We start from the raw sequence: 15,162 nt of genomic DNA on the forward strand, positions 1-15,162 counted from the left end.
GCCTACGACGCGCGCACGCTCGCGCCGCTGGCGACGGCCGACCTCAACACGGGCGTCCCCGACGACGTGCTCGCCGGGCTCGGCGGCTTCATCGCGAAGTGGTCGAGCCCTGGCGCGGTCTTCGCGCTCACCTCCTACGGCCCGGGGATGCTGACCGGCGGCCAGATCGTCCGCACCGTCGCCGCCGACGCGGCGGCCGCGATCGCCTCGATCGGCGGCACGCTCGACACGTTCAACACGGCGATCACGACCGCCGGCAGCGGCTACGCGCTGATCGGCTGGGCCGGCGCCGGGGCCGGCGACGGCGTCGAGACGAGCGGCGCCGGCGCGCGCCTGCGCGGCGCGCTCGCGCCCGACCCGGCGTCGCGGCTGAAGCCCGCCAACGTCAGCGCCGACGGCCCGCCCGCGGAGAAGCTGCAGCAGCTGCTGGTGCAGACGCCGAAGACCAGATGGAGATACGACGGCGACGCCGAGCACACCGCCGCGCTGCAGTGGATCGGCGACCGGACGCGCGTCGGCGGCGACCTGCGGCAGGCCTACTGGCGCCGTGACGGCGTCGATGGCCGGCGCGGTCGAGGGCGTGCAGAACGGCTGGCTGTCGAACTCGGCCGGCAGCGCGCCCGACCCGACCGTCACGCGCGTCGCGGTCGACGACCTCGCCTCGACGCTGGAGCAGCAGTCGCAGCAGGCGGTCGACTCGTTCGGCAGGGTCGGCAACGCGATCCTCAGCGACCCGGCCAAGCTCGCGGCAGTCGGCGCCAACGCCGACTGCATCCCGCGCGGCAGCGGCTCGCGCGGCTGCGCGCCCGGCTTGGAGCAGTTCGACACCTCCGACGCCGACGAGGCCGCCAACGCCGCCAGCCTGTCGGTCGAGCGGGTCCTCTACGAGCAGATCGTGCCGCTCAGCTACCCGGTCTGGAACACCGGCATGACGCGCTCGGCCGACCCCGCCGCCGACTTCGGCTGCAACGACGTCCACATCGCCGAGCACAGCCCGTTCACGGGCGCGCCGCGCGGCTCGTGGTCGTTCACGCTGGAGCAGGTCGCGACCACCGGCGAGCCCGACCCGCTGCCGCGCATGGACACGAAGCGCTGGCGCGTCTGGAGCATGCTCGGGCAGACCGCCGACGGCACCTACCTGCGCCCGGCCGACGCGCTCCTGCTGCGGATGTTCGGCGCCGCCGACCCCGACGACAGACTGGCGCCGCTCGGGCTGCTGCCGCAGCGGCTGATGAGCGAGTCGACCAGCAGGTTCCCCGTGCCGAGCGACTACGACTGCCGCTGGACGATCCCCGGCACGGGGATACCGGAGCCGTGAGCCGGGCTACCAGGCGACCGGCCCGGCGGCGTCGCTGAACGTGCCGGTCGGGCCGTCGGCGCCGATCTGCGCCAGCCGCACGATCGCGTCGGTGCCCTGCTCGACCGTCTGTGGGCCGGAGTGGCCGTTGAGGTCGGTCGCGGTGTAGCCCGGGTCGACGGCGTTGACGCGGAAGGCCGGCAGCGCCTTCGCCCACTGCGTCGTCAGCATGTTGACGGCCGCCTTGGAGGCGCTGTAGCCGAGGTTGTGGACGCCGTGCTCGACGCGCGACGGGTCGGCCGTCACGACGAACGAGCCGAGGCCGCTGGAGACGTTGACGATCACCGGCTCGCGCGAGCGCTCCAGCAGCGGCAGGAACGCCTGTGTGACGCGCACGACGCCGACCGTGTTGGTCGCCAGCACGGCGGCGACCTCGTCACCGCTCTCGCCGAGCGTGCCTCTCATCGAGGCGACGATGCCAGCGTTGTTGATCAGCACGTCGAGGCTGTCGATCTGCGCGACCGCGGCGGCGATCGAGGCGTCGTCGGTGACGTCGAGCTGGACGAAGCGGGCGCCGAGCTGCTCGGCGGCGGCGCGGCCACGCTGCTCGTCGCGCGCTCCGACCCAGACGCTGTGGCCGGCGGCGAGCAGGCGCCGCGCGGCCTCGTGGCCGAGGCCCTTGTTGGCGCCGGTGATGAGGATCGTCTTCTGCGTGGTGGTCATGCGGTTCAGCGTGGCGCTCGGCCTGGTGGCTCATGAGGGGGCGGCGTTGCCTAGGACTGACAGGGCGACGATCACAGGCGCGCGATCGGGCATGATCGAGCTGCTATGACGGTCAGCATGGAACACGAGCTGGGCGCCTGCCTGCGCTCCTGGCGGGAGCGGCTGCAGCCCGAGGCGATCGGCCTCGGCGCGGCCGGCGGCGCGCGCCGCCGCGCGCGCGGGCTGCGGCGCGAGGAGGTCGCGCAGCTCGCCGGGCTGTCGGTCGACTACCTCGCGCGGCTGGAGCAGGGCCGCGCCGCCAACCCGTCGCCGTCGGTGCTGGCCCCGCTGGCGCGGGCGCTGCGGCTGAGCAGCACCGAGCGCGACCACCTCTACCGCGTCGCCGGCCAGGCGCCGCCCGGGGCGGGGGAGATCGACCGCCACATCACGCCCGGCGTGCAGCGCGTGCTCGACCGGCTCGCCGACGTGCCGGTGCTGGTGCTCGACGCGAGCTGGCAGATCGTCGCGCTGAGCCCGCTCGCGACCGCGCTGCTGGGCGAGCTGGAGATCTCCGCGACGGCGCGCGCGAGCAACATCGCCTGGCGCCAGTTCACCGGCATGGAGACGCGCGTGCGCTACGAGGCGGGCGGGCGGGAGACGTTCGAGCACGGCGTCGTCGCCGACCTGCGCGCGACGCTCGGCCGCCACCCCGACGACAGCCGGCTGGCCGCGCTGATCGACGACCTGCGCGCGGCCTCGGCGCGCTTCGCGCAGCTGTGGGAGCTGGGCGAGGTCGAGCGCCACCAGGGCGGCGAGAAGTGGGTCGATCATCCCGAGGTCGGCCCGATCGAGATCGCCTGCGACGTGCTGAGCGTGCGCGACAGCGAGCTGCAGCTGGTCGTCTACACCGCCGCGCCCGAGTCCGACAGCGCGCGGGCGCTCGCGCTGCTCGGAGCCGTGGGGCTGCAGCGGTTCGAGGGGTGAGGCGGGGTTCTCAGCCCGCCGCGAGGATCGCGTCGAGGTGCGCGTGCGGGTCGCTGACCTCGCCGGCGCGCATGTCGTCGAGCCAGACGCGGAACGCGGCGACGCCGCGCGCGACGAGCAGCCGCGTGCGCCAGTCGGCCGGCGGCTCGCCGCCGCTGCGGCGCACGAGCTGGTTCGCCATCGCGCGCTCGCTCTCCGGCAGCTGCATCGGCGCGATCGCGCGCATCGCGCTCGTCTCCTGCACGACGCGGAAGTAGGTCGTCAGCCGCTCCCAGTCGGCGAGCATCCAGTCGGCCAGCGCGCGCAGGCCCAGCTCGACCGTCGCGCGGTCGTCGAGGCCCGCGGGCGCCGCTGAGATCGCCTGCTCGACACGGTCGGCCATCTCCCGCATCGGCTCCATCACGACCTCCTCCTTGGCCGCGAACCAGCGGAAGAAGCTGCGCTCGGAGACCTCCGCCGCGGCGCAGATCTCGGCGACCGAGACGTCGCCGAAGCCGCGCTCGGCGAACAGCGCGATCGCGACGTCGACCACTCTCGCCTGCGCCGCCGCGCGCTTGCGCTCGCGCAGCGAGCCGCCTTCTCTGGTGCTCATCGGGTGTTCGCTTCTGCGGCGACGCGCATTTCCCTGCGCGATCGTGGCAGGCCCCGCCGCGCAGCGGCGGCGGGGCCCGCGCTGGGCCGTCGGGTCAGGCTTCGGCGAGCTTGAACTGGCCGACGAGCCGCTCCAGCTCCTCGGCGGTGCGCGCCAGCTCCTGCGCGGAGGCGGCGATCTCCTGCGTCGAGGCGCTCGTCTGCTGCGTCGAGGCCGAGACCTGCTCGGAGGAGGCCGACGACTGCTCCGCGACGGCGGCGACCTCGGCGAGGTTGCGCTGCATCGTCTCGGCGCTGGTCGAGATCTCCTCGATCGCGCCGGCGATCCCGCTGACGCGCTGCGCCATGTCCTCGACGCTGGTGCCGATCCGCAGGAACGAGTCGCGCGCCTGCTCGACGGTCGAGACGCCGTCGTGCGTGCGCTCGGCGCCGCTTTCGACGACCTCGACGGCGCGGCCGGTCTCGCGCTGGATCTCGGAGATCAGCGTCGCGATCGAGCGCGCCGCCTGCTGCGACTCCTCGGCCAGCTTGCGGACCTCTTCGGCCACCACGGCGAAGCCGCGGCCCTGCTCACCGGCTCGCGCCGCCTCGATCGCGGCGTTGAGCGCGAGCAGGTTGGTCTGCTCGGCGATGCCGGTGATGGTGGCGACGATGCCGCCGATCTCGTCCGACTTCTCGCCCAGCTGGCGGATCGTCGCGGTGACGTCGGTCGAGGAGGCCTGCACGGCCTCCATCGCCGCGGTCGCCTCGCCGATCGCGGCCGCGCCCTCCTCGGCGACCGTGCGCGCCTGCTCGGCGGCGTCGGCGGTCTGGCGGGCGTCGGCGGTCGAGCTGCCGGTCGTCGCGACGACGATCTCGCTCAGCTCGCGCGCCTCGCCGACGGCGCGCACCTGGCGCTCGGCGCCGGCCGCGACCTCGCCGACCGCGTTGGCGATCTCCCCGACGGCGCGTCCGGACTCCTCCGAGGTCGTCGCCATCTGCTGCGAGGCGGCGGCGACGGCCTGCGACTCCTGCGCGATCTGCCGCAGCAGCGACGCCATCTTGTCGCGCATGCCGTTGTAGCCGTCGACCGACTCTCTCAGCTGCTCCAGCATCGCGTTGAAGATGTCGGCCAGGCGCCCGGGGGCGAGGCCGGCCTCGGTCTCGATCGCCCGCGTCGTGCTGGGCGCCTCGACCGTCAGGTCGCCGGCGGCGACGGCCGCCAGCGCGCTCTGCAGCGCGGACAGGTCCTCGTTGCTGAGCTGCTCCATCCGCTCGACCAGCTGCTCCAGCGAGGAGCGGTCGCCGAGCGCGTCGCGCAGCTCCCTGCTCATCGCCGCGAAGGCGGTGCCGAGCGCGTCTCTGTCGGACTTCGGCTCGACGTTGACCGCGAGGTCGCCGGCGGCGATCCGGCGGGCGGCGTCGGCGGTCGCGTCGAGGTAGGCGACCATCTCCTTGAACGCCTCGCCGGTCTCGCCGATCTCGTCACGCGACTTGATCTCTATTCTCTGCTCGACGTCGCCGCCGGCGATCCCGCGGGCCGCCTTCAGCATCTGCTGCACGCCGCCGACGATCCCGCGCGACAGCAGCAGCGCGATCCCGATCCCCGCCAGCGCCGCCGCGATCAGCAGCACGACGATGATCGTGCGCGTCGAGGCGACCGTGTCGTTGGCTCTCTTCGCCAGCTCGGTCGACGATCTGCCGCGGAAGTCGGTCGCCGCTCTCAGCGACGCCTTGACCGCGTCGTAGGCGGCCTTGCCTTCGCCGATCGACATCAGCGCGATCGCGTCCCGCTCGCGGCCGGCGTCGGCCAGTCTTCTGTAGTCGGCGGTCGCCGCGACGTACGTGTCCCAGTCGTCGGTGAACGCTCTGAATCTCGCCGCACCGGCGCTCGAGGTCGCCAGCGCGGTGCCGGTTCTGAGGCCGGTGTCCATCATTCTGAGGTCGTCGGCGATCGTGCCGACCATGTTCGCTCTGTCTCTGGCGTCTATCGCCGTCACGTAGCGGAGCTGATCCTTGCGATAACCCTGCGTCGCGTTGTTGAGCAGCGCGTAGTTCTGCAATGCGGGTACGGCGTTGTCGCCGAGCTGGGTCGTCGTCTTGTTGATCGACCCGAGCTTGACGATCGCAAGCAGCCCGACCGCGATCATCATCGCGATCACGAGCAGGAAGCCGCCAAGCAGCTTCGTACGGACGGTGAACCTCATCTTTTCTGCCTCCATGCAGCGACCGATACGGGGAGCGGCGAGGGCCTGGGCCGCAGACCGGAGATCGGTGTCAACACCGCGAACTTGACACCGTTAGGGCGCCTACTTCCTAATTCACACCAAAAACGTTCTCGTTCTCTTGAGTGCGGTCGCGCTTTGTCACCGTGAGAAAAGCGACGAGCGCGAGGATCGCCGCGAGGAAGACGAGGCTGGTGGTCGTCGTGCCGAGGCCGCGGCCGCCGTCGGCGGTCGGCTGCGACAGCCAGTCGCCGAGCGAGGCGCCGAGCGGGCGGGTGAGGATGTAGGCGAGCCAGAAGGCCAGCACGGCGTTGAGCTGGAGGCGGAAGTGGGCGAGCGCGATCAGGGCGATCGCGCCGCCGAAGATCAGCGCGGAGGGGAAGTAGCCGATCGCGAATCTCTCGGCGATCAGGTCGCCGGCGGCCGTGCCGAGCGCGAACGTGAAGAGGATCGCCAGCCAGTAGAAGGCCTCGCGGCGGGTGGTCACGATCGTGTGGATCGAGAGCGTCCGCTCGACCGCGTACCAGGCGGCGAAGGTGACGGCCAGCAGCGCGCTGAAGACGAGCGTGCTGGTCAGCAGCGGGACGCCGTAGTTGTCGGTCAGGTTGTCCGTGATCAACGTGCCGACGATGCTCAGCAGCACGACCGCGACCCAGTAGAGGGCGGGAATGTACCGGCGTACACGGAACTGCGCGACGAGCGTGACGACGAGCAGGCTGCCCATCACGTAGGTGGTGCCGGTGAGGCCGAGGCCGAGGCGCGCGTCGAGGTTGTCGGCGGCGGTCTCGCCGACGGTCGTCGCGAGGATCTTGATCAGCCAGAAGGCGAGCGTGACCTCTGGCACCTTGTTGAGCATGCGGCGAGCTGTGATTGACATGCGCCGACCATCGCGCCACTCGCCTGACAGTCGCCTGAACAGCCGCCGGCCGGCTCATCGCCATCTCATCGGGTCTCCGTAGAACCCCTGTCGTTCCCCAGTCCACCACCCCAGGAGAACGACATGAAGATCTCACGCAGAGTCCTGATAGGCGCCGGCGCGGGCATCGTGCTGGCGGCCGGCGGCACCGGCGTCGCGCTCGCGACCGGCAACGGCCCCGGTTCCGGCTCCGAGCAGGAGGGCGGCGCCCCGGTGCCGGCCGCTCAGGCCGCGCAGGCGAAGGCGGCCGCGCTGAAGATCACCGGCGGCGGCACCGTCACCGCGCTGGAGAGCGACAGCGAGAAGGGCGCCGCCTACGAGGTCGAGGTCAAGCAGCCCGACGGCAGATCGGTCGACGTGCGGCTCGACAGCGCCTTCGCGCCCGTCGGCCAGCCGGAGGCGAACAACGACTCGGGCGAGCAGCACGGCGACCACCAGGACAGAGGCGACGGCGACGGCGAGACCGCCGACGACAAGGGCGGCGTCGCCGACAAGGGCGACGGCGACGGCGAGAAGGCCGACGACAAGGGCGCGGCCGGCAAGGTCGACAGAGGCGACGGCGACGGCGAGACCGCCGACGACGCTGCCGCTGCCGCCAAGCGCTGAGCCGTTTAGGGACGCGGCATAGGCTGTCGGTGTGAGCCGCGTCCCGATCCGGCTGCGCGTCACCGGCGCCTTCGTGCTCGTGATGGCGCTCGTCCTCGTCGCCACGGGCGTGTTCGTCGACGCGCGCGTCCGCTCGGAACGGACGCGCGCGCTCGACGCCGAGCTGCGCTCGCAGGTGCTCAGCGGCGACGCCGACAGCGTCCGCGCCGCCCGCGACGAGCTGGCGCAGCTGCTCGGCAGTGACGGCGCCGTGCTGGCGCACTCGCCGGAGGCTGGCAGCACGCCCCTGCTGCCGCCCGCCGAGGTGCGGACCCTGCTCGAGGGCGCGGGGTCCGGCCTCGGCGCGGGCGGCGGCGCTGGCGGCTCTGGCTCCGGCGGCGGCTCCGGCTCCGGCGGCTCCGGTGCGGGCTCCGCGACGGGCGGCGGCACCTCGGGCGGCAGGGACGCGCACGGCAACGGCGAGGCGCGCGACGAGACGGTCGTCACGACCCACGCCGCGACGATCCACGGCGAGCGCGTGCGGCTGTTCGCGGCGCCCGCCGACGACGGCCAGCTGCTGGTGATCGGCCGCGGGCTCGACGACCTCGACGACGAGATCTCCGCGCTGCGCACGACGCTGCTGCTCGGCGGCCTGGCCGCGCTGGCGCTTGCGGCGCTCGCCGCCTACGCCGCGATCGGCGCGGCGCTGCGGCCGGTCGAGCGGATGCGCGGGCGCGCCGCCGCCGTCTCCGACGCCGATCCGGCGGCGCGGCTGCCGGTGCCGCCGGCCGACGACGAGATCCGCCGCCTCGGCCTGACCTTGAACGAGATGCTCGACCGCCTCCACGACGCGCTCGCGCGCGAGCGCAGGTTCGTCGCCGACGCCAGCCACGAGCTGCGCACGCCGTTGTCGATCCTCGCCGCCGAGCTGGAGCTGGCCGCGCGCCCCGGCCGCGACGCCGCCGAGCTGCGCGCGACGATCGACTCCGCCCGCGAGGAGACCGACCGCCTCACGCGGCTGGCGGAGGACCTGCTCGTGCTCGCCCGCGCCGACCGTGACGGCCTGCCGCTGCGGCGCGAGCGGATCGAAGCGGCGACGCTGCTGCGGACCGTCCGCGACCGCTTCGCCGCCCGCGCCGAGGCGGCCGGCCGCGCGGTCGAGGCCGACGCCCCGCCCGCGCTGATGGTCGACGCCGACCCGCTGCGCGCCGAGCAGGCGCTCGGCAACCTGCTCGACAACGCGCTGACCCACGCCTCCGGCACCGTCCGCCTCACCGCCGCGCCGGTCGCCGCAATCACGGGCGCGGATGCCGCGAACAGCGGCGCGGATTCCGCAATTGCTGGCGCGGATGCCGCAATTGCTGGCGCGGATGCCGCAATCACTGGCGCGGATGCCTCGCGCATGAGCGGCGTGCGGCTGCTCGTGACCGACGACGGGCCCGGCCTGCCGCACACGCTCGCCGGCGCGGTCGCGTTCGAGCGCTTCAGCCGCGGCGACGAGGCGCGCGGCCGCGGCGGCGCCGGTCTCGGCCTCGCGATCGTCGCCGCGATCGCCCGCGCCCACGGCGGCGACGCCGGCGCCGACGGCGCGACCGTCTGGATCGACCTCCCCGCCGCCGCCCCTCCGCCGCCGCAGCAGCCGCCCGCGGCGGTCTCCGACATCGCCCCGCCCGACAGCGACGACGCCCCGCCGCCCGTGCGTGAGGCCCCCTGATGCGGGTGCTGGTGGTCGAGGACGAGCCGAAGCTGCGCGCCGCGATCCGGCGCGGGCTGAGCGAGGACGGGCTCGTCTGCGACGTCGCCGAGCGCGGCGAGGACGCGCTCTGGATGGCCGGCTCCTCCGCCTACGACGCGATCGTGCTCGACGTGATGCTGCCGGGGATCGACGGCTTCGAGACCTGCCGGCGGCTGCGTGCCGACGAGGTCTGGGCGCCGGTCGTCTTCCTGACCGCGCGCGACGCCGTCCACGACCGCATCGCCGGCCTCGACCTCGGCGGCGACGACTACGTCACGAAGCCGTTCTCGCTCGCGGAGCTGTCGGCGCGGCTGCGCGCGCTGGCACGGCGCGGGCCGGTCAAGCGCCCGTCGCTGCTGCGCGCCGGCGAGCTGACGCTCGACCCCGCGACGCGGCGTGTCGCGCGCGCGGAGACGGAGATCGACCTGTCGATGCGCGAGTTCGCGCTGCTGGAGGCGTTCATGCGCCGGCCCGGCGAGGTGCTCGAACGCCATCAGCTGCTCGACCTCGCCTGGGGCGGCGACTACGAGAACCGCTCCAACGTCGTCGACGTCTACGTCCGCTACCTGCGCGAGAAGATCGACCGCCCCTTCGGCGCCGAGACGATCGAGACCGTCCGCGGCGTCGGCTACCGCCTGCGCGGGGGCAGCGGCTGACGCGGCGGGCGGGCGGCGGTCGGGCGTCGGCTGCGGCGACTGATGCGCGGGGCGGGCGGCGGCTTGCGGCGGGCGGGCGCTACCGCGCCGGCAGCGTCAGCGTGACGCGCCCGGCGCCCGGCTCCGCCGTCACCTCGCCGCCAGCCGCGCGCGCGAGCCGGAGGGCGAGCGGCAGGCCGAGCCCCGCGCCGCCGGCCTCGCTGACGCCGGGCGCGAAGAGCCGCTCGAGGTCACCGGCCGGGAAGCCGGCGCCGTCGTCGGCGACGGCGATCGCGACGCCGCCGCCCCCGACCGCCGCGACGCTCACCTCGACGCGCCCGCGCGCATGCCGGATCGCGTTCGCCAGCAGCGGCGCCAGCGCCTGCTCGACCAGCCGCTGCTCGGCGGCGACGCGGACGCCGGCACGCGGGGAGGAGGCGGCGTCTCGCGGGAGGCGGGCGGCGTCGCGCGGGGGCGGGCCGCCGTCGGGTGGCGAGGGGGCGGGAGGCGGCGAGGCAGCCAGCTCGACGCCCGCCGCGCGCGCGGCTGGGGCGGCTGCCGCGAGCGCTTCGGCGACTGCCACGACGGGGTCGCTGTCGCCGCGCTCGCCCTCGCCGCGGGCGGCTGCCAGGAGGGTGTCGATGACGCCCTGGAGGCGGTCGGTGCCGGCGACGATCCGCTCCAGCGCGGCGCGCGTCTCGGCCGGAGCCTGCGGGTCGCCGAGAGCCAGCTCGGCCTCGCCGCGGACGCCCGTCAGCGGCGTGCGCAGCTCGTGCGCCAGCTCCGCCGACAGCCGCTGCTCGCGCCGCAGGCTGGCGGCGATCCGGCCCAGCAGCGCGTCGAGCGTCGCCGACAGGGCGGTCAGCTCGTCGCGCGGCGGGCCGAGGTCGAAGCGGCGGTCGAGGTCGTGCTCGCTCCAGTCGGCCGCCTGCGCGGTCATGTCGGCGACCGGCTGCAGCGCCTTGCCGACCGCCCGCCGCGCCAGCAGCGCGCCGATCGCGACGATGCAGAGGTCGAGGAACACGAGCGCCAGCAGCGTCAGGTGCTCGGTCCGCTCGTAGGGGTCGAGCGCGACGCCGACGACGACCGTGCCGATCCGCTCGCCGCCGTCGCGCACCGGCTCGGCGCGCAGCCGCACCTCGTCGTCGACGGTGCGGTCGGTCGCGCGCGTGACGCCGGCGAGCGAGCGCGCGGTCCGCTCGACAGCCGGGCTGACGCGCGGCCGCCGCAGCGCTCTGCCGGTGGCGTCGAAGACCCACGTCTGCTCGTCCAGCACGTCGTCGGGCGCGCCCCGCACGACCGTCCGCCCGCCGACGCGCGCGACGGCGGCGATCTGCGCGTCGGCGCGCTCGTCCAGCGTCGAGCGGATGTCGCGCGAGAGCTGGCCGTGGAGCAGCAGCAGCGCGCCGGCGCTGAGGATCGCGACGCCGCCGGCGAGCACGAGCGCGGTCGCGAGCGTGACGCGGTCGCGCAGGTCGAGGCGGGATCTCACCGCAGCACCCAGCCGACGCCGCGCACGGTCTCGATCCGCTGCTCGGCGCCGAGCGTCGCGAGCTTGCGGCGAAGGCGGCCGGCGTAGGCGTCGAGCGTGTTGTCGTGGACGATCGCGCCCTCGGGCCAGGCGGCGGCGACCAGCTCGCGGCGGCGCAGCACCTCGCGTGGCCGCGCGACCAGCGCCGCCAGCAGGCGGAACTCGGTCGGCGTCAGCTGCGCCGAGCGCTCGCCGGCGCGGGCGGCGTGCGCGGCCGGGTCGAGCCACAGCGCGTCGTCCCCGCGCGGGCTGGGGGGAACCGCGCGTCTCAGCAGCGCGCGGATCCGCACCAGCAGCTCGGCCAGCGCGAACGGCTTCGTCAGGTAGTCGTCGCCGCCGGCGTGGAAGCCGGCGAGCCGGTCGGGCAGCGCGTCGCGCGCGGTCAGGAAGATCACCGGCACCGTCACGCCGTGGCCACGCAGCGCCTGGCAGACGTCGCGGCCGTCGGCGTCGGGCAGGCCGACGTCGAGCACCAGCAGGTCGGGCGGCGCGGCGCTGAACGCCTCGACCGCCTGGTGGCCGGTGATCGTCGCCCGCACCTCGAACCCCTCGGCCCGCAGCGCCCGCTCCAGCAGCGAGCGCAGGTCAGGGTCGTCTTCGCACAAACCGATCCGCATCGCACCTGATCATGGCGACTCCGCGCGGCGGCGTCAGGTTGCAGTCAGGTTCCGTTCAGGCGGCGTGAGCGATCGTGGCCGCATGCTCGCATCGCTCCAACTCGCCTCCCTCTCCACGACCGTCGTCGACTTCATCGCCCGCCACGGCCTGCTGGCCGTCTTCGGGCTGATGCTCGTCGACGCGCTGCTGCCGGTCGGCGGCGAGCTGACGATGCTGTACGGCGGCGTGCTGGCCGCCGGCGTCGTCGCCGGCGCCGACCTGTCGCTGTTCGGCCTGCATCCGCACGACGGGCTGCAGGCGTACCTCGCGGTCGTCGCCGCCGGCACGCTCGGCTACCTGCTCGGCTCGCTCGCCGGCTGGCTGATCGGCCATCGCGGGGGAGAGCCGCTGCTGGAGCGTCACGGCCGCTGGCTCCACCTCGGCCCGGAGCGGATGGAGAAGGCGCGCGCCTGGTTTCACCGCTTCGGCGCGCGCGCCGTCTTCCTCGGCCGGCTGACGCCGCTCGTGCGCTCGTTCATCTCGGTCCCGGCCGGCGTGCTGCGCGCGCCGCTGCCCTCCTACACGCTGTTGACCTCCCTCGGCAGCTTGATCTGGTGCGCGGCGTTCGCGGGCGCCGGCTGGGCCGTCAGCGGCAACTGGGAGACGGTCCACCACGCCTTCCGCTACGCCGACTACGCGGTCGTCGTCGCGCTGCTCGGCGTCGCCGCCTATGTCGTCGCGCGCGCACGCAGAGCGCGCCGCACGGAGCCGGCCGGAGCGGGTCGATGAGCGCCCCGATCAGCGTCGCGCAGGGGATCGTGCTCGGCCTGCTGCAGGGGATCGCGGAGCCGTTCCCGGTCTCCAGCCTCGGCCACGGCGTGATCGTCCCGTCGCTGCTCGGCTGGGACGTCCACCAGAACGACGACTGGTTCCTCGCCTTCCTCGTCGCGTCCCACCTGGCGACCGCGATCGTGCTGTTCCTGTTCTTCGTCAGAGACTGGCTGCGGATCCTGCGCGGCCTCGGCCGCTCGCTGCGCGACCGCCGCATCGACCCCGCCGACAGCGACGCGCGGCTCGGCTGGCTGCTGGTCGTCGGCACCCTGCCGGCCGGGCTGCTCGGCCTCGCGCTGGAGCACTCGCTGCGGGCGCTGTTCGCCTCGCCGACCTCGGCCGCGATCTTCCTGACGCTCAACGGCGCGCTGCTGCTCGCGTTCGAGCGCTGGCGGCGGCCGGCGCCCGAGCAGGCCGCCGGCCGGCCAGGCCCGGCCGCGGCCGAGGAGTCCGATGCCGAGATCGCCCGCACGCTCAGCTGGCGTGCCGCGATCGGGATCGGCACGGCGCAGGCGGCGGCGCTGATACCGGGCATCTCGCGCTCTGGCATGACGATGGGCGGCGGCCTGCTGGCCGGCCTCTCGAACGAGGATGCGGCCCGCTTCGGCTTCCTGCTGGCGACGCCGATCATCGGCCTCGCGGCGCTCTACAAGCTGCCCGACCTGTTCGGCCCGGCCGGCGACGGCGTGCGCGGCGCGGCTCTGGCCGGCGCGCTCGCCGCCGCCGCGACGAGCTGGCTGGCGATCCGCTTCCTGCTGCGCTTCTTCGAGACCAACCGGCTGACGCCGTTCGGGATCTACTGCCTCGTCGCGGGCGCCGGCGCGGTCGTCGCGCTGAACGTGTGAGCGCGCCTCAGCGGCACAGACCGGCCGGCACCTTCGACGTCTCCAGCGTTCTGCCGGCGGCGTCGAGGGCGGCGATCGAGACCGGTGCGTCGCCGCCCGTCAGCGCCGTCGCGAACAGCCGCGCGCGCATCTTCGAGCCGGCCGGCGGGGCGAGCGCCGCGGTCGTCTCGACGCGGCCGCCGGCATAGGTCAGCGCGATCTGCGCGGTCGCGGGCGGGGCGACGCCGTAGGCGAAGAAGCCGGTCTTGCAGGTCGCGTTCTCGAACTCCCAGTCGAGCCGCGCGTCGATCTCGGCCTGGTCCTCGAAGCAGCGTCCGACGCCGCTGCCGTGCGCGCGCAGCTCCACGCAGGGCGCGAGGTGGTCGCCCTGGCCGGCGGTCAGCGACCAGGCTCTGCCGTCGTCGCCTCGGCCGCCCGCGATCCGCCGCTGCGGCTCGGCTCTGTGGAAGCTGACGAAGGCGTAGTCGCCGCCGTCGGGGCCCTCCAGCAGACACCAGCTGGCGCGCGCCGAGATGTCGCGCGGGAGGCGGAAGGTCGCGCGTCTGGCGTCGAGCGGCCAGCGGCCGCGGGCGTACGCGTAGCGGGAGCGCTGGGAGGGCTCGATCGGCTTGAAGGTCGTGCCGCAGGCGGCGAACAGGCGCGTCGCGCGCTGCTCGCCCCATCTGTGCGAGAAGACCGCGCCGCTGCGGGGCGTGACGAGCTTCGCGGTCAGCACGCGCCCGTCGAGCGTCAGGCGGACCTGGGTGCCGCGGTCGACGCCGCTGCGACGAGCGGCGTCTGCGGCGGGAGCGGCGGCTGCGAGCAGCAGCAGCGCCAGCAGCAGGGAGCGGATGCGAGGCATCGCGCGAGGATAGGGCGCCGAGCGCCGATGTGCCAGCGACGCGCCCTTCGCGCCGCGCCGCGCCCGCCGCGCTGCGCCCGCCTACGCCGCGGTCAGCCGCGTCAGCACGGCGCTGACGGCCTCGACCGCCTGCGCGGTCGACTGCGCGGGGGTGATCTCGACCTCGGCCGCCGTCGGCGGCTCGTAGGGGAGGTCGAGGCCGGGGACGTCTCTCAGCTCGTGGTCGGCGACCGCTCTGTAGACGCCGTAGGGGTCGCGCGCGGCGCACATGCTCTGCGGCGTGTTGACCCACACCTCGACGAACGGGAGGCCGTCGCGCTCGTGCAGCTCGCGGGCCGCCTCGCGGCCGGCCGCGAACGGCGACACCGCCGCGACGATCGCGATCGTGCCGGCGTCGGCGAACAGCCGCGCCAGCTCGCCCATGCGGCGGTTGTTCTCTCTGCGCTCCGGCGCCGTGTAGCCGAGGTCGGCGCAGACGCCGCCGCGCATCGCGGTCGCGTCGAGCCGGTAGGTCGCGCGGCCGCGCTCCAGCAGCGCCCGCTCGAGCGCGTCGGCGAGCGTCGACTTGCCGGCGGCCGGGAGGCCGGTCAGCCAGATCGTCGCCCCGGTTCGTCTCAGCGATCTCCAGCGGCTGTCGCGCGACACCGCGCCTTCATGCCATACGACGTTCGCGCTTCTCACCGGCAGGATGATAGGCCGGTCCTCAGCGGCAGCGTCGTTTCGCCGCCGCGCTCCGGCGCGCCGACGCGCCAACGCAGCCATCGGGCGGACCGATTGGTTCTGAAGGGTATTGGGAGATTTTTCTCCAAAACGATCTAAAACGACCGTATGCTCCCGTCCGCACGTCTTGAGGAGAGAGGAGCAGGAG

The 15,162-nt window shown here is 74.5% G+C and carries 14 protein-coding genes and 2 pseudogenes; 8 read left to right on the top strand and 8 right to left on the bottom strand.

Annotation, left to right across the window (positions count from 1 at the left end; genetic code table 11):
- Positions 1–547: 547 nt before the first annotated feature.
- On the top strand, positions 548–1,318 hold the full coding sequence (locus Q7L73_RS15435; RefSeq protein ID WP_304690628.1) for a hypothetical protein: 771 nt from the start codon (positions 548–550) through the stop codon (positions 1,316–1,318).
- Between the two features lie 6 nt (positions 1,319–1,324).
- Here Q7L73_RS15435 and Q7L73_RS15440 read toward each other — a convergent pair whose 3' ends face one another.
- Positions 1,325–2,020 carry an SDR family NAD(P)-dependent oxidoreductase gene (locus Q7L73_RS15440; RefSeq protein ID WP_304690629.1) on the bottom strand — a complete coding sequence of 232 codons (696 nt, stop codon included), beginning with the start codon at positions 2,018–2,020 and terminating at the stop codon, positions 1,325–1,327.
- Positions 2,021–2,137: 117 nt separating this feature from the next.
- Between Q7L73_RS15440 and Q7L73_RS15445 the strand changes: the two genes are divergently transcribed.
- The gene (locus Q7L73_RS15445) at positions 2,138–2,983 is read left to right on the top strand and encodes a helix-turn-helix transcriptional regulator (protein WP_304690630.1); all 846 of its coding nucleotides are present in this window, start codon (positions 2,138–2,140) and stop codon (positions 2,981–2,983) included.
- A 10-nt stretch (positions 2,984–2,993) separates the two neighbouring features.
- Here Q7L73_RS15445 and Q7L73_RS15450 read toward each other — a convergent pair whose 3' ends face one another.
- The 3 genes from Q7L73_RS15450 to Q7L73_RS15460 form a co-directional block, all read right to left on the bottom strand.
- A complete protein-coding gene (locus Q7L73_RS15450) occupies positions 2,994–3,575 on the bottom strand; it encodes a TetR family transcriptional regulator (RefSeq protein WP_304690631.1) in 582 nt (193 codons plus the stop codon).
- A gap of 94 nt (positions 3,576–3,669) precedes the next feature.
- Positions 3,670–5,760 carry a methyl-accepting chemotaxis protein gene (locus Q7L73_RS15455; RefSeq protein WP_304690632.1) on the bottom strand — a complete coding sequence of 697 codons (2,091 nt, stop codon included), beginning with the start codon at positions 5,758–5,760 and terminating at the stop codon, positions 3,670–3,672.
- A 109-nt stretch (positions 5,761–5,869) separates the two neighbouring features.
- Positions 5,870–6,655 carry a hypothetical protein gene (locus tag Q7L73_RS15460; RefSeq protein WP_304690633.1) on the bottom strand — a complete coding sequence of 262 codons (786 nt, stop codon included), beginning with the start codon at positions 6,653–6,655 and terminating at the stop codon, positions 5,870–5,872.
- Positions 6,656–6,778: 123 nt separating this feature from the next.
- Here Q7L73_RS15460 and Q7L73_RS15465 point away from each other — a divergent pair, with 123 nt between their 5' ends.
- The 4 genes and pseudogenes from Q7L73_RS15465 to Q7L73_RS15475 all read left to right on the top strand — a co-directional run bounded on the left by Q7L73_RS15465 (position 6,779) and on the right by Q7L73_RS15475 (position 9,670).
- Entirely contained in the window at positions 6,779–7,300 is a 522-nt protein-coding gene (locus Q7L73_RS15465; protein ID WP_304690634.1) for a PepSY domain-containing protein, read from the top strand.
- An 82-nt stretch (positions 7,301–7,382) separates the two neighbouring features.
- Positions 7,383–8,321, top strand: a pseudogene (locus Q7L73_RS28765) (histidine kinase dimerization/phospho-acceptor domain-containing protein); the annotation flags it as partial.
- 165 nt (positions 8,322–8,486) lie between these two features.
- Positions 8,487–8,993: pseudogene (locus Q7L73_RS28770) on the top strand (sensor histidine kinase); the annotation flags it as partial.
- Positions 8,993–9,670, top strand: coding sequence for a response regulator transcription factor (locus Q7L73_RS15475; protein ID WP_304690636.1), 678 nt, complete (start codon positions 8,993–8,995; stop codon positions 9,668–9,670). The pseudogene Q7L73_RS28770 and the gene Q7L73_RS15475, both read left to right, overlap by 1 nt.
- Before the next feature lie 79 nt (positions 9,671–9,749).
- Here the strand turns inward: Q7L73_RS15475 and Q7L73_RS15480 are convergent, their stop codons facing one another.
- Complete coding sequence (locus tag Q7L73_RS15480; RefSeq protein ID WP_304690637.1) at positions 9,750–11,141, bottom strand: ATP-binding protein; 1,392 nt, start codon at positions 11,139–11,141, stop codon at positions 9,750–9,752.
- Positions 11,138–11,797: a response regulator transcription factor gene (locus Q7L73_RS15485; RefSeq protein WP_304690638.1), complete on the bottom strand. Its 660-nt coding sequence runs from the start codon at positions 11,795–11,797 to the stop codon at positions 11,138–11,140. Before Q7L73_RS15485 ends, Q7L73_RS15480 begins: the two co-directional genes overlap by 4 nt.
- Before the next feature lie 82 nt (positions 11,798–11,879).
- On the opposite strand from Q7L73_RS15485, the gene Q7L73_RS15490 reads away from it, so the two are divergent.
- A complete protein-coding gene (locus Q7L73_RS15490; RefSeq protein WP_304690639.1) occupies positions 11,880–12,566 on the top strand; it encodes a DedA family protein in 687 nt (228 codons plus the stop codon).
- Positions 12,563–13,453, top strand: a complete 891-nt coding sequence (locus Q7L73_RS15495) for an undecaprenyl-diphosphate phosphatase (RefSeq protein WP_304690640.1) — start codon at positions 12,563–12,565, stop codon at positions 13,451–13,453. Before Q7L73_RS15490 ends, Q7L73_RS15495 begins: the two co-directional genes overlap by 4 nt.
- Before the next feature lie 7 nt (positions 13,454–13,460).
- On the opposite strand, the gene Q7L73_RS15500 is transcribed toward Q7L73_RS15495, so the two are convergent.
- Both Q7L73_RS15500 and cysC read right to left on the bottom strand, forming a co-directional pair.
- Complete coding sequence (locus Q7L73_RS15500; RefSeq protein ID WP_304690641.1) at positions 13,461–14,294, bottom strand: hypothetical protein; 834 nt, start codon at positions 14,292–14,294, stop codon at positions 13,461–13,463.
- 81 nt (positions 14,295–14,375) lie between these two features.
- Positions 14,376–14,975 (bottom strand): adenylyl-sulfate kinase, encoded by a 600-nt coding sequence (gene cysC / locus Q7L73_RS15505; protein ID WP_304690642.1) that lies wholly within the window; start codon positions 14,973–14,975, stop codon positions 14,376–14,378.
- Between the last annotated feature and the right edge of the window lie 187 nt (positions 14,976–15,162).

The organism is Conexibacter sp. CPCC 205762, from assembly GCF_030646155.1.
Taxonomy (GTDB): domain Bacteria; phylum Actinomycetota; class Thermoleophilia; order Solirubrobacterales; family Solirubrobacteraceae; genus Conexibacter.